The sequence below is a fragment of the Agrococcus sp. KRD186 genome (genome assembly GCF_017168255.1).
GTDB lineage: Bacteria > Actinomycetota > Actinomycetes > Actinomycetales > Microbacteriaceae > Agrococcus.
Genome location: NZ_JABFAP010000001.1, coordinates 2,644,580 through 2,658,765 on the forward strand (window position 1 = coordinate 2,644,580; position 14,186 = coordinate 2,658,765).

The 14,186-nt window shown below is 72.4% G+C and carries 12 protein-coding genes; 9 read left to right on the forward strand and 3 right to left on the reverse strand.

Annotated features, from left to right (window positions below; genetic code table 11):
* Positions 1 to 27 precede the first annotated feature (27 nt).
* Positions 28 to 477, forward strand: a complete 450-nt coding sequence (locus J1M46_RS12985; protein WP_206448183.1) for a hypothetical protein — start codon at positions 28 to 30, stop codon at positions 475 to 477.
* 72 nt (positions 478 to 549) lie between these two features.
* Positions 550 to 2,313, forward strand: coding sequence for a malto-oligosyltrehalose trehalohydrolase (gene treZ, locus J1M46_RS12990; protein ID WP_206448184.1), 1,764 nt, complete (start codon positions 550 to 552; stop codon positions 2,311 to 2,313).
* 52 nt (positions 2,314 to 2,365) lie between these two features.
* Here the strand turns inward: treZ and J1M46_RS12995 are convergent, their stop codons facing one another.
* On the reverse strand, positions 2,366 to 3,754 hold the full coding sequence (locus J1M46_RS12995) for a PQQ-binding-like beta-propeller repeat protein (RefSeq protein WP_206448185.1): 1,389 nt from the start codon (positions 3,752 to 3,754) through the stop codon (positions 2,366 to 2,368).
* Positions 3,755 to 3,798: 44 nt separating this feature from the next.
* Positions 3,799 to 4,176, reverse strand: coding sequence for a DUF2568 domain-containing protein (locus J1M46_RS13000; RefSeq protein ID WP_206448186.1), 378 nt, complete (start codon positions 4,174 to 4,176; stop codon positions 3,799 to 3,801).
* 106 nt (positions 4,177 to 4,282) lie between these two features.
* Between J1M46_RS13000 and J1M46_RS13005 the strand changes: the two genes are divergently transcribed.
* The gene (locus J1M46_RS13005; RefSeq protein WP_206448187.1) at positions 4,283 to 5,302 is read left to right on the forward strand and encodes a hypothetical protein; all 1,020 of its coding nucleotides are present in this window, start codon (positions 4,283 to 4,285) and stop codon (positions 5,300 to 5,302) included.
* Between the two features lie 174 nt (positions 5,303 to 5,476).
* Positions 5,477 to 7,216, forward strand: a complete 1,740-nt coding sequence (locus J1M46_RS13010; RefSeq protein WP_206448188.1) for a DUF222 domain-containing protein — start codon at positions 5,477 to 5,479, stop codon at positions 7,214 to 7,216.
* Between the two features lie 33 nt (positions 7,217 to 7,249).
* On the opposite strand, the gene J1M46_RS13015 is transcribed toward J1M46_RS13010, so the two are convergent.
* Positions 7,250 to 8,236, reverse strand: a complete 987-nt coding sequence (locus J1M46_RS13015; RefSeq protein WP_206448189.1) for a helix-turn-helix domain-containing protein — start codon at positions 8,234 to 8,236, stop codon at positions 7,250 to 7,252.
* A 117-nt stretch (positions 8,237 to 8,353) separates the two neighbouring features.
* Between J1M46_RS13015 and J1M46_RS13020 the strand changes: the two genes are divergently transcribed.
* The 5 genes from J1M46_RS13020 (at position 8,354) to J1M46_RS13040 (ending at position 14,157) form a co-directional block, all read left to right on the forward strand.
* The gene (locus J1M46_RS13020) at positions 8,354 to 8,632 is read left to right on the forward strand and encodes a hypothetical protein (protein WP_206448190.1); all 279 of its coding nucleotides are present in this window, start codon (positions 8,354 to 8,356) and stop codon (positions 8,630 to 8,632) included.
* 101 nt (positions 8,633 to 8,733) lie between these two features.
* Entirely contained in the window at positions 8,734 to 8,922 is a 189-nt protein-coding gene (locus tag J1M46_RS13025; protein ID WP_206448191.1) for a hypothetical protein, read from the forward strand.
* A 27-nt stretch (positions 8,923 to 8,949) separates the two neighbouring features.
* Positions 8,950 to 10,440, forward strand: coding sequence for an amidohydrolase (locus tag J1M46_RS13030; protein WP_206448192.1), 1,491 nt, complete (start codon positions 8,950 to 8,952; stop codon positions 10,438 to 10,440).
* Positions 10,441 to 10,677: 237 nt separating this feature from the next.
* Positions 10,678 to 12,867 carry an acyl-CoA dehydrogenase family protein gene (locus tag J1M46_RS13035; RefSeq protein ID WP_206448193.1) on the forward strand — a complete coding sequence of 730 codons (2,190 nt, stop codon included), beginning with the start codon at positions 10,678 to 10,680 and terminating at the stop codon, positions 12,865 to 12,867.
* A gap of 186 nt (positions 12,868 to 13,053) precedes the next feature.
* Positions 13,054 to 14,157, forward strand: a complete 1,104-nt coding sequence (locus J1M46_RS13040) for a fatty acid desaturase family protein (protein WP_206448194.1) — start codon at positions 13,054 to 13,056, stop codon at positions 14,155 to 14,157.
* Positions 14,158 to 14,186 lie beyond the last annotated feature (29 nt).

The following is a 14,186-nucleotide window of genomic DNA, read 5'->3' on the forward strand; positions in this document are numbered from 1 at the left end:
TGAGGACCGTCCGGTGAGGGCTGCGCGGTGACGGGCTGGCTGCAGGCGAGCCTGCGCGCCCACGTCGTGCTCGTGCTGGGCTGCGCCGCGCTCGTGGTGCTCGGCGTGCTGGGCACCACCGAGCCGGGCCTCGGGCTGCTCGCCCTCGGGGTGCCGCACGGCACGATCGCCAGCGGGACGGCGGGTGACGCAGCCGTGCCCGGCCCGCTGCCGCTCTCGCTCGCAGCCGCCATCCTGGTCGCCCTGGCGCTCGCGGTCCTCGCCGCGACACGAGCCCGCGAGGCCGGCCGCTGGGCGCTGCTCGCGATCGCCGCCGTCACGGCCGTGAGCCGCGTGGTCTCCGGCGCCGCCTCGGGCGAGCTGCTGGTCGCCGCCGCCATCAGCGCCGCCTGGCTGCTGCTCTCGGGTCTGCTGTTCCTGCCGAGCTCCACCGAGTGGTTCCGCGACGCCCGGTCGCACCGCGACGCCCGCCCCTGACCGCGCTCAAGCCTCGCGCGCATCCGGCGAACTCCCACCGCTCACGGAGCCGCACCTGCGACCATCGGAAGCATGAGCGAGCAGCACGACTACCGGGTGTGGGCGCCCGATGCCGAGCGCATGCGCGTCGTCGCGGGCGACCCCAGGGGTGAGCCGTCCAGCGTCGAGATGGCGCGCGAGGACGGCGGCTGGTGGCACGCCGTCGCGCCCGCCGGCGACTACGGCTTCCAGATCGGCGACGAGGACGACGTGCTGCCCGACCCGCGGTCGCGACGCCAGCCCCACGGGGTGCACGAGCGCTCCCGCGTGTGGGACGCATCCGCCCACGATTGGGACGACGCCGACTGGACGGGGCGGCCGATCGCCGGCGGCGTGCTGTACGAGCTGCATATCGGCACGTTCACGCGCGAGGGCACGCTCGACGCGGCCGCCGAGCGGCTCAGCCACCTGCTCGAGATCGGCGTGACGCACGTCGAGCTGCTGCCGGTGAACGGCTTCAACGGCACGCACAACTGGGGCTACGACGGGGTCGCCTGGTACGCGGTGCACGAGGGCTACGGCGGCCCGGCCGCCTACCAGCGCTTCGTCGACGCCGCGCACGACGCGGGGCTCGCCGTCGTGCAGGACGTGGTCTACAACCACCTCGGCCCGAGCGGCAACTACCTGCCGCGCTTCGGACCGTACCTCTCTACCGAGGGCCGCTCGACCTGGGGCGAGCACGTGAACCTCGCCGAGCCGGAGGTGCGCCGGTACATCCTCGACAACCTGCGCTTCTGGTTCGAGGACATGCACGTGGACGCGCTGCGGCTCGACGCCGTGCACGCCCTGGTGGACACGGCGTCGACCGAGCACGGCGAGACGCACATCCTCGAGCAGATGGCGATCGAGACCACAGCGCTCGCGGCGCACCTGGGCCGCCCGCTCGAGCTGATCGCCGAGAGCGACATGAACGACCCGGTGCTCATCACCCCGCGCGAGGCCGGCGGCTGGGGGCTCGACGCGCAGTGGTCGGACGACTTCCACCACGGCCTGCACGTGGCGCTGACCGGCGAGACGCACGGCTACTACGCGGACTTCGTGCCGCTGGGCGCGCTCGCGAAGACGCTCGAGCGCGGCTTCTTCCACGACGGCACCCACTCCTCCTTCCGCGGGCGCGACCACGGGCATCCGATCGACACGGAGCGCTCGCTCTCGTGGCGGCTGGTCGTGAGCGCGCAGAACCACGACCAGATCGGCAACCGCGCCCGCGGCGACCGCATCACCGAGGCGCTCACCGAGTCGCAACTGCTGTGCGCGGCGCTGCTGCTCTACGCCGGCCCGTCGACGCCGATGCTGTTCATGGGGGAGGAGTGGGCGGCCTCGACGCCGTTCCAGTTCTTCACCTCGCACCCCGAGCCCGAGCTCGGCCGGCTCACCGGCGAGGGGCGACTGGCGGAGTTCGAGCGGATGGGTTGGGACGAGTCGGTCGTGCCCGACCCGCAGGATCCGGCGACCTTCGAGCGCTCGAAGCTCGACTGGAGCGAGGTGCGCCGCGAGCGGCATGCGCGGGTGCTCGACGGCTACCGGCAGCTGGCGTCGCTGCGACGCGAGCTGCCGGCGCTCACCGATCCGCACTGGAGCCACGGCCGCGTCGAGGTGTTCGAGGAGGCCGGCGTGCTGCGGCTCGTGCGCCGCGGCTCGGGGGTCGGGGCCCCGGTCGAGATCGTGCTCAACGTCGGCGACAAGCCGCAGTCCGTGCCCGTGACGCGTCGACGCATCCGCTTCCAGACGCATCCGGACGTCGCCGTCTCGGGCGAGCTCTCGCTGCCGCCCGGCAGCGGCGCGCTGCTGACCTGAGCTGCTCAGCCGGCAGGGGCGTACGCCACGAGACTCGTGGTGGCTTCCGCCGTCACTCGCTCGTCCGGTAGGCGACCAGCCCGGTCGCCTCCAGCAGCACGTTGACGCCGTCGCCCGTCTCGATGCCGAGCAGCGAGACGATCATGGGGTCGAGCACTGGCTCTGCGATGGGCTCGTGCTCGGGCGAGCACCAGGTGCTCTCGCTGAAACGCACGAGCGTCGCGTCTTCTCCACCGCGATTCCAAGCACGCTCCAGCGGGTCGAGCGACACGCAGGGCAGCGCGACGCCGTCAGGGACCGGCGTGGCCGCACCGGAGTCGATGTCGATCACGACGGGGCCGTCATCGCTCTGCAGCAGCAGGCCGCGAGGGGAGGTCATGGAATACGTGTCATGCCGGTTCGACTCGTCGAACAGCGCCTGGCTCCAGGGAACCGACCAGAGGTTCTCTCCGGTCGTCAGATCGGCTCGAACGATGTCGTAATCGACGTCGACAGCTTCACTGCTGCCGTCGCCGTCGGCGTCGGGTGCATAGGCGCCGCTCCTGTAGGCGAGGCCCGTCGCGACACCGCTGCGCAGATCAACCTGCAGCAGTCGCAAGCCATCACGTGACCACGACGTCTCGCCCGATGCCGGATCGATCGCAACCGTCCTGATCGCAGCCTCGTCCCATGCATCGTCGTCGTCAGCGTAGGTGCCGTTGGATTCCAGCAGGATGATCTCCTCGTCGCCGGTGATGACCTCGACGACCTCGTCCCCGGACGGCTCTCGGTCGAACAGCGCCGAGAAGGGCTGCGACCAGACCCGCTGGCCAGCCGACTGCAGCGAGATCTCTGCTGTCCCGCCATCCTGATAGAGGCCTACGTTCAAGGAATACAGGCCCTCATCACGCTCGACGAGCGGAATCTCGCCAAGAGCGACCTCCGGGCCCAGCCGCAGGAACTGGCTGTACTCGCCGTCGGGCACCGAGAAGCAGAGCGCGCGGGGCTCGCTCGTGGGCTCGCACGCTCCGATGTTCCTGATCTCTTCCCACGAGGTCTCGAGATCGTCGCCAGCTGCCTGCCATGCGATCTCGTCGCCGCTGCGTGGGTCGACCATGCGCCAGGTCATGCCGTGTTCGCCGGGCACCATGAACATCGCCACCTCGTTGCCCTCAGCGCTCAGCGCCCACGCGGAGGAAAGGCTGCCGTCAGCCCAGGTGGTCGCCTCCTGGGCCCATAACTGCTCACCGGTCTCGCCATCCCACGCCTGCATGCTGTAGTCGTCGTCACCGTCACTCACGGGCGCGATGAGGACGCCGTCGATCTCGACCGGTGGACGCATCACCGGGGCGTCGACGCGCCAGACTTCGGTGACGGTGGGCTGCGACGCGCAGGCGGTGAGGGCGATGGCGCAGGCGCCCATCGCGGCTGCGGCGGTGACGGTGGCGGTGCGGGCTCTCATGATTCGAGGATGCCTCACGCGCCCCAGGTGCTTCCTGAGCGTCGTCAGCGCCGCGGCTCAGCGAGCACGTCGAGCGTCTCGCGCACCGGCTCCGTCTCGCACACCACCACGAGCACGAGCGTGACGATGCCGAGCGCGATCGCAGCCGTGACCTGGCCGGTGCCGGCGAGCGTGGCGACCGCGCCGCCGAGGATGACCGCCTTCGCCACCCACTTCACCGGCCGCGGTGTCTTCGCCTTGCGTGCGGCGAGCAGCGCCCAGGCGGTGGTCACGAGCACGAAGGCAGCCACTGCGCCGATCGCGCCGGCCGCATCTCCCCATTGTGAGCCGATGATCCAGCCCCACATCGACAGGATCAGCCACGCGACGAACTCGACGACGACGAGTGCCGCGAGGATGAGGAGCACTGCTGGTCCGCGCATGGCGTCAGCCTGGCATGCCCAGGTGTCGAGAGGTTGCTTGTCCACGCTGCTCGAGCATTCGCCCGCATGGCGGCGGATCGGGACGCGGCTCGGCTACCGTTGCCCCGTGACCCAGACCGTAGCCGAGCTCGATTTCCCCCTGCTCGGCTTCCTCGAGACGCGGCGCGGGCCGATCGTCGAGATCGCGCTCTCCGGCACGCCCACCGGGCTGGCGCGCACCTACGTGCTGGTGCCCGAGGGCGCCGGCGAGATCCCGCCCGGCGTCTACAGCACCGCCGTCAAGCAGGTGGTCGACCTCGATGAGGACTTCGGCTGGGTGGTCGAGCTCGAGCTGGAGCCCGAGGCCAAGGATGCCGAGGTGCGCACCGACACGACGCTCGACGACGAGTGGGAGTCGGACGAGCGCGACCTGTTGATCGCCTCCATGCCCGACCGCTTCCTGCAGGAGCCGCCGGCCGAGCGCGAGGGCGACGCGCCGGTGAACCCCTACGGGCTCTGGGCGATCGACGAGCGGGGCGTGCCGTTCCGCGTCGAGGCCGAGCTCGACGAGGAGTCGGGCGGCCTCATCATCGAGGCGGCGACGCGCTTCGGCAAGGCGCGACACCCGTGGACCTACGGCGCCGTGCGCGCCGACACGCTCGTGATCGAGCAGCACGCGCTCGCCGCCGACGACGCGCTGCTCGAACTGCAGCTGTTCGTCTTCGACGGCAGCGACGACGTCGAGTATCAGCGCTGGCAGGTCGGCACGCGCCGCGCCCTCGAGGCCGCGGCGACGCATCCGCTGCCCGCCTTCGACCCCGGTGCATGGATGCGGTGGCTCACCCCGGTGGGCGGCGGCGACCCGGTCGCGTTCAGCGGGTTCCTCGAGCCCGAGAAGCGCGTGATCGAGCTGCAGCCGGTGATGCCGCAGGAGCCGGCATGGGCGACCGGGCGCGTGCTGACGATCCCGCGCGAGCGGCCCGATCAGGAGTACGAGGCGAGCCGCGAGGTGACGGTCTACGGCAAGCCGTTCAAGGAGCTGCGCTCGTCGGTCGCGAAGATCCAGAAGCGGCCCGCGACGCCGGTCGGCCGCTTCGTGCTCGAGGCCGAGGGCTACATGCCCGAGGGGTGGAGCGCGCTGGGCTGAGGTCGGCTGCGTGCCCGGATGCGTCGGGTCGGGTCGGTGGGCAGCGCGGCGTCGCGCGTTCTCCACAGCCGTCCAGTGCCCGCCGCGCCGTGTCAGTGGCACCGCATACTCTCCGTACAGACGTTCGAAGAGGATGCGCACCCGGCGGTGACGGCGGGATCGGAGGAGTCGATGGTGACGAGGATCGAGCAGGCAGCAGCCGCGGTCGCAGCCGCGCAGGCTGCGTTCGCCGATGCCGCTGCGCTCGAGTCCGCTCCCGAGGCCGAGATCGCTGGGCTGCTGACGCAGATCGCGGCGCTCGCTCGGCTCGTCCAGGCGCAGCAGGTGCGGCTGGCGGGCGCGATCGATTCCCGCTCCCTCGGCTCGCCCGAGACCGACCTGTGCCGCAAGCTGGGCAAGGACAGCGCGAAGGAGGCCGTCGCTGCAGCCTTCGGCATCCGCGTGCGCGAGGCGCAGGACCTCCTGTCGATGGCTCGCTCGACCGCTCGCGGCATGAGCATGACCGGCGGCGACATCGAGATCAAGTACCCGAGCGTGGCGACCGCGCTCGACGCGGGCGAGCTGTCGCTGTCGCAGGCGCGAGCGATCGTGCGCACGCTGGAGCCGGCGGCGTCGCGCGCCGACCTCGAGCAGCTCGCCTGGGCCGAGCGCTGCCTCGTGGATGCCGCCCTCGACCCCGAGCGACCGCTCGCGCCGGAGCTGCTGGTCGACCAGGCACGACTCTTCGCCGCGGTCATCGACCCAGACGGCGTGCAGCCGAACGGCGAGCGGCAGCGGGCGATGCGCTCGCTCAAGCTGTGGCAGCGCGCCGACGGCATGTGGCCGCTCGAGGCGCTCTTCACGCCAGAGGCGGGCTCGGAGCTGAAAGCGATGCTCGACGCGCTGACCGGGCCCAGGGTGCGCGTGCGGTTCCGCGATGACGCCGACAGTGCCGAGCAGCAGGAGCCGGTCGACGACCGCTCGATCGAGCAGCGACGCCACGACGCGCTCCTCGGCATCGTGCGAGCCCAGGCTGCTTCCGGCAAGGCGCCCACCGTTGGCGGCGAGGTGCCGCGGCTGGTCTTCAACGTCACCGAAGAGGCCTTCGAGGCCTACCGTCGGGGTCTCGAGCATCCCGACCGCACGCTCCAGATCGAGCACACGGGTGCGCTCGTGCCGATCGAGACCGTCGACCGGCTCCTGTGCGATGCCGTCGTGCAGCGCGCAGTCGTCAGTGCGAGCGGCGAGGTGCTCGACCTGGGGCGCACGAAGCGCGACTTCAACCGCGCTCAGCGCCGTGCGCTGGCCAAGCAGTACGGTGGCTGCGCCAACTGCGGCGCACCCGCCTCCTGGTGCGAGGCGCACCACGTGCTCTGGTGGGTCCGAGGAGGCCCGACCGATCTGAAGAACGGCCTTCTGCTCTGCAGCCACTGCCATCACGAGGTGCACGCCGGCCGGCTGGTCGTGGTGGGCGAGCCCGGCAACTGGCGCGTCGTCGCGCAGCTGCGGCCGCCGGATCGCTACGCCCGCAGTGTTCGAGGTGACCAGCGGCGTGGGATCGCATCGGCACCCGGCATCGGCGCGCTGGCACGGATCGCCGTGCAGCGGGGCGCGCTCGCGTCCGCCATGCGCGGCCCGGAGCCGATCCTCGCGGATGCGGACGGGCCGGAGTCGCCGGCGGGTGGGGCCGCGGTCCTCGCGGCCGACGCCGCGCCGAGCCTGGCCGTCCGCATCTGGGATGGGGCGCCGGCCCGCACCCGCGCCGGGAAGCCGACCCGCACCCGCGGGACACCGGCCCGTGCTCGCCAGCCGCGTACGTCGGCCGGTGCGATCGAGCAGCGGCTGCGACGGCGGCTCAGCGACTGCCGGCGATCGGCACCCCCGAGGCCCGCCGTCGACTACCTACCGTCGATCCCGGTGGTGCTGCGGCCCTGAGCACGGCTCTGAGCCACGACCCCGAGGCGGCGATCAGTGCCGGGCGGCCACGGTCTCGGGCTCCGGGCAGGCGAAGCGCCGACGGTACGCCGAGGGCGAGACGCCCAGCTGGCGAGTGAAGTGATGCCGCAGCAGCGCGGCCTGCCCGAAGCCCGACCGCTGCGCCACCACATCCAGGCCCAGGTCCGTCGCCTCGAGCAGCTGCTGCGCGCGCTGCACGCGCTGCGAGGTGAGCCAGGCGGCAGGCGTGGCGCCCAGCTCGTCCCGGAAGCGGCGCGCGAAGGTGCGCTCCGAGAGGTTCGCGCGCCGGGCGAGCGCCGCGACCGAGTGCTCCTCGTCGAGGTGCTCGACCATCCAGTCGATGAGCGGCGCGAGCGTCTCGGCGCGCTGCTCGGCGACCGGGCCGATCGCGAACTGGCTCTGGCCGCCGTCGCGCAGCGGCGGCACCACCATCGAGCGAGCGATCGTCGCCGCGACCTGCGCGCCCTGCAGCTCGCGCACCAGGTGCAGTGCCGCATCGATGGCGGCCGCGGTGCCCGCGCTCGAGGTGATCGGGCCGTCGTCGACCCAGAGCGCGTCGCGCTCGACGACCAGTTGCGGGAACTCGGCGGCGAGCTCGTCGGCGTGCGCCCAGTGGGTCGCGACCCGGTGGCCGTCGAGCACGCCGGCCCGGGCGGCGACGAACGCGCCAGTGCACATGGTCAGCACCCGCGCGCCGCGCGCCACCGCCCGCTGCAGCACCCTGGCCACCGGCACGCTGCACCCGACGTCGGCGCTGCACTCGTCGTACGGGGTGACGATGACGATGTCTGCCTCGTCGGCGAAGTCGAGGCCCTCCTCGACCATCACCGGCAGTCCGAGGCCGCCGGCGACGCGCACCGGGCCGGGCGTGGGCGTCACGACGCGGAAGTCGTTGCGGGGCACGCCGCGCTCGCTGCGGTCATAGCCGAAGACCTCGGCGGCGACGCCGAGCTCGAAGATGTTGACGTCGTCGTCGACGATGCAGGCGACCTTGAGCATGGAGTCCTCCTCGATCCGTCCCGCCATCCGCGTCTGCGACCGCTTTGGCGGAATCTTGGCGAGCATTGTCCATCCTGCCACTGGTGGCAGGAACTTGGCAAGCGCAGACTTTCTGCCATGGACATCGCACTCATCGCACTGATCGTCGTCGGCGGGGCAGCAGTCACCGCCACCCTCGTGGCACTCGTCCGTCAGCGGGCGCCACGAGTGGTCATGGATCCCGCGCGGCTCGCGCGCCTGCGCGACCGCATCGCCGAGCAGGAGGAGCAGCGGCACCACGACGAGCTCGTCGCACGCATCGCCGCCGAGAGCGACGCGCGCGACGTCTCGATCGCCCCGCAGCGCCGCGACCCGCGCGACCCGAACCCCGAGCGCATCTGGGCCGGAGCCTTCTGATCCGCACGCGCGCCGCCGGCCACCCGACCGGCGGCGCGCGTGCTGTTGAGCGAGGCAACTCGCGTCTGGCGCGGCGATCGACGCAGGCGCATCATGGCGGCATGGAACCTGCATGGGGCAGTCAGCTGACTGCCATGGACCCCACGTGGCTCGCCATCATCGCCATCATCGGCGTGCTCGGCGCGATCGGCAGCCTGGTCGTGCTGCTGCGCCAGCACGCCCCGAGGGCGAGCATCATCCCCGACCGCGTCGCCCGCCGCCGCGAGCCGGGTCGGGCGATCGCGCAGTGACCGCCGCCCGCCGGTAGCGTTCGGAGCATGCGCCTTGCGAACGTCCGCCTGCTCGCGAGCACGGCCGATCAGTCACTGACCGACCTCGACATCGTCGACGGCGTCATCGATCGCGTCAGCCCCGCCGGCTCCACGCCGTCCGCGGGCGAGCGGCACGACCTCGAGGGCGCGACGGTCATCCCCGGCCTCTGGGACGAGCACACCCACATGGGCCAGTGGGCTCGCCACCGCACGCGCCCCAGCGTGCTCGAGGCCGGCAGCGCCGCCGAGGCCGCGGCCATCGTCCGCGACGCCGCCCGCGCGCACTCCGGCGACGATCCGCTGGTGCTGGTCGGCATGCGCGACGGGCTGTGGCCCGCGGCGCCCACGCTCACACAGCTCGATGACGCGACCGGCGCCGTCCCCACGCTCATCGTCTCGAGCGACGTGCACTGCTCCTGGCCCAACTCCGCGATGCTCGCGCGCCTCGGCCTCGAACTCGACGGCCCGCTGCTGCGTGAGGAGGCCGCCTTCGAGACCCTGCAGGTGATCGAGCGGATGCTCGACGCCGACACGCTCGACCGTCACGTCGTCGACGCCCTGGCCGCCGCGGCCGCGCGAGGCGTCGTCGGGGTCGTCGACCTCGAGTTCAGTGACGCCGTCGGCGCCTGGCAGCGGCCCGGCAGGGCGACCGCGGTGCACGTCGAGGCGGGCATCTACCAGCACGACCTGGACCTGGCGGAGCAGCGCGGCCTGCGCACGGGCGACCTGATCGCGGGCACCGCGCGCGTCGGCCGCTTCAAGGTGATCACCGACGGCTCGCTCGGCACCCGCACGGCGTGGACCGCGCATCCGTACGACGACGGCCTGGGGGCGACGGGCAGGGGCGTGCGCAACGAGGACGACCGCGACCTCGACCGGCTGCTGGCCCGCGCGAGCCGGCTCGGGCTCAGCGCGGCGGTCCACGCCATCGGCGACGCCGCCGTCACCGCGGCCATCGACGCCTTCGAGCGCGCGGCTGTCGCGGGCCGCGCGACCGCCGACGACCGCATCGAGCACGCGCAGCTGGTCGCCGCGGCCGACATCCCGCGCATGGCCCGGCTCGGCCTCACCGCCTCGCTGCAGCCCGAGCACGCGCTCGACGACCGCGAGCTGACCGACTCGCTCTGGGGCGACCGCGCCGGCGACGCCTACCGCATCCGCTCGCTGCTCGACGGCGGCGTGCGCGCCGTGCTCGGCTCCGATGCGCCGGTCACCCCGCTCGACCCGTGGCGTGCGATCGCGACCGCCGTCACCCGCACGCGCGGCGACGAGCAGCCCTGGCAGCCGGAGGAGGCGATCGCGCTCGAGCAGGCGATCGGCGCCTCGGCGCGCACCCGCATCGCCGCGGGGGAGCCGGCCGACCTGGTCGTGCTGGCGGATGCGCTGCCGAGCGCCGATGACATCGCCCACGACCCGAACGCGGCGGCCGGGCGCCTCCGGGCGGCGGCGATCACGGCCACCCTGATCGCCGGCGAGGTCGTGCACGGCTCCCTGTAGGGCCCGCCGCGGCCCCGAACCTGCGGGCCGCGCGCGCCATCGGCTCGACGGCACTGCCGTGCGCATCCGACAGCGGATCGGCAGTCGGGTTGTGTCGATCGCACAACCGGCATCGCCGACGGTGCGCGCTCGACTGTGCGGTGGGTCACGCACCCGTGCGCCCGGCCGGCCACCTGCCTACCGTGGAGATGCACCTGTCGCAGGTGCCGCATCCGCACGTCTGTCCGAGGGGGACCAATGTCCGACACGAACCGCACCCGACGCCAGCGCAGCGAGGAGCCTCGCATGCACGGCAGCGTCGACGTCGACTGGCTCGGCCGCGACCTGCGAGGCGACTGGAGCGAGCAGCGGCTGCGAGCCCTCAAGAAGGTCGCCGACCCGCGCTACCAGCGCATCGACGACCTGACCATGGCCGACCATCGGCAGCGCACGCTCGAGCAGATCCGGCTGCTCGTCGACGACGGTGCCGTGCTCGCCGCCTTCCCGAAGCGGCTCGGCGGCTCCGACGACCACGGCGGCAACGTCGCCGCGTTCGGGCTGCTCGTGCTCGCAGACCCGAGCCTGCAGATCAAGGCGGGCGTGCAGTTCGGCCTGTTCGGGGCGGCAGTGCTGCACCTGGGCACCGAGCACCACCACGACACCTTCCTGCCGCCGATCATGCGCTTCGAGGTGCCGGGCGCCTTCGCCATGACCGAGACCGGCCACGGCTCGGACGTCGCCTCGATCGGCACGACCGCGACCTATGACGAGGCCACCGAGGAGTTCGTCATCCACACGCCCTTCCGCGGCGCGTGGAAGGACTACATCGGCAACGCCGCCCTGCACGGCAAGGACGCGGTGGTCTTCGCGAAGCTCATCACCCGCGGCGTCGACCACGGCGTGCACGCCTTCTACGTGCCGCTGCGCGACGAGACCGGCGCGTTCCTGCCCGGCCGCGGCGGCGAGGACGACGGCTACAAGGGCGGCCTGAACGGCATCGACAACGGCCGGCTCCACTTCACGAACGTGCGGGTGCCGCGCACCAACCTGCTGAACCGCTACGGCGACGTCGCGTCCGACGGCACGTACTCGAGCCCGATCGACAGCCCCGGGCGCCGCTTCTTCACCATGATCGGCACCCTCGTGCAGGGGCGCGTCTCGCTCGACGGCGCCGCGGTCGTCGCGCAGGAGGCCGCGCTCGCCATCGCCATCCGCTACGGCGCCGAGCGCCGGCAGTTCAACGCCTCCAGCGAGACGCAGGAGGAGGTGCTGCTCGACTACCGCCGTCACCAGCGCCGCCTCTTCACGCGCCTCGCGAAGGCCTACGCCCAGGCGTACGCGCACGAGCGGCTGCTCGCGCAGTTCGACGGCGTCTTCTCGGGCCGCACCGACACGCCGGAGGAGCGCGAGGATCTCGAGACCCTCGCCGCCGGCCTCAAGTCGCTCTCCACCTGGCAGGCGCTCGACACGCTGCAGGAGGCCCGCGAGGCCTGCGGCGGTGCCGGCTTCATGGGCGAGAACCGCCTGGTGCAGCTGCGCGCCGACCTCGACGTGTACGTCACCTTCGAGGGCGACAACACGGTGCTGCTGCAGCTGGTCGGCAAGCGCCTGCTGGGCGACTTCGCCAAGCAGTTCAAGGGCGCCTCGAAGGGCGACATCGCCCGCTTCGCCGCCGACCAGTTCTTCGAGCGCGCCACCACGCTCGTCGGCCTGCGCACGCTCAGCCAGGACGTGCGCGACCTGCGCAACGTGAAGAAGTCGTCGCTCGCCCTGCGCGACCAGGAGGTGCAGCGCGACCTGCTCGAGGACCGCGTCGAGACGATGGTCGCCGACATCGCCGGCCGCCTGCGCCACGCCCCGAAGGACCAGGCCAAGGCGGCTGCCGCGTTCAACGCCGAGCAGCACCAGCTCATCGAGGCCGCCCGCGCCTGGGTCGAGCTGCAGCAGTACGACGCGCTCTCGGCAGCGGTCGAGCGCGCGCCCGAGGCGACGAAGAAGGTGCTCACCCACCTGCGCGACCTCTTCGCCCTCACCATCGTCGAGGAGCACGCCGCCTGGCACCTCGAGAACGGCCGCCTCTCGGGTGCCCGCTCGCAGGCGGTCACCTCGACGATCGAGCGGCTGCTCGCCAAGCTGCGCCCGCACGCGCTCGACCTGGTCGCGGCCTTCGGGCTCGGCGACGAGCACCTCCGCTCGCACATCGCCACCGGCGCAGAGGGCGTGCGGCAGGCAGAGGCGCAGGCGCACTACGACGCGCTGCGGGCCGCTGGCGAGCTGCCGGTGCCCGAGAAGCGCGCGAAGGCCAGCAACCCTGATGCGCAGCCGATCGCCACCGCCGGCGCTGCCCCGGTCGCGCCGTCCGAGTTCGACGACGAGGCAGACGAGTCGGTCGATGCAGGGGCGGATGCGGCTGCCGCCGGCCGGGGTGCAGAGGTCCCGACCCGCTGATCCCGGCATGCCGCGGGCGGGCCCGGTCCCCGTGCGGGGCCGGGCTCGCTTCATGTGCGATCCCTAGGGCGTATGCGGCTGGCCGCATTGCGTACGGCATACGCTGAATGCATCCGGGGTCCCGATCATGCAGATCGACGGGTCCTCCACCGGCTGGGAAGTCGCCGATGACCCCGAGGGGGCCGAATGACCACGACGACCGCACCAGCGGTGACGCACGGAGCGCTGCGCACCACGATCAAGGCATCCGAGCGCTCCGACGAGGACCGCCGCGCCGACTTCCGGGTCGTCGCCAAGGCCGTCCGCGACGCCGGCCTGCTCGAGCGCGCCGTCGGCTTCTACGCGTGGCTGATGGTCGGCCTCGGCGTCGCCCTCGTCGGCCTGCTGGTCGGCTCCGTGCTGCTGGGCGACAGCTGGTTCCAGCTGCTCATCGCCGCCGGGCTCGGCGTCGTGCTCACGCAGATCGCCTTCATCGCCCACGAGGCCTCGCACCGCCAGGTGCTGCAGTCGGGCCCCGCGAACGACCGCCTCGGCCGCATCCTCGCCGCCGGCGTCGTCGGCATCAGCCACCAGTGGTGGATGACGAAGCACTCGCGCCACCACGCCAACCCCAACCAGATCGGGCGCGACCCCGACATCGAGATCGACACGATCTCGTTCCTGCCGAGCGATGCCAAGAAGGCCCGCGGCCTGCAGCGCGCGATCACGCGCCAGCAGGGCTGGCTGTTCTTCCCGCTGCTGACGCTCGAGGGGCTGAACCTCCACCAGCACTCGATCCGCACGCTGCTCGAGCGCCGCCCGGTCACCGGCCGCTGGATCGAGCTCGGCCTCATCGCGACCCACTTCGCGGTGTACATCGGCCTCCTCCTCTTCGCGATGCCGCCGCTCATGGCGCTCGCCTTCTTCGCGGTGCAGATGGCCGTCTTCGGCATCGGCATGGGCGCATCCTTCGCCCCGAACCACAAGGGCATGCCGACGGTGAGCCGCGACGCGAAGCTCGACTTCTTCACCAAGCAGGTGCGCACCTCCCGCAACGTGCGCGGCTGGGGCATGACGATGCTGCTGGGCGGCCTGAACTACCAGGTGGAGCACCACCTGTTCCCGAACATGGCGCGCCCGCACCTGCGGAAGGCGAGCGACATCGTGCGCGCGCACTGCGCGACGCACAACATCCCCTACGTCGAGACCGGCCTGATCGGTGCCTACGCTGCCGTCATCCGCTACCTGAACCGCGTCGGCCTCGCCGCCCGCGACCCGTTCGACTGCCCGATGCTCGACATGCGCCGCTGACGGCGGCCGTCTCGGCGACGAAGCAGATG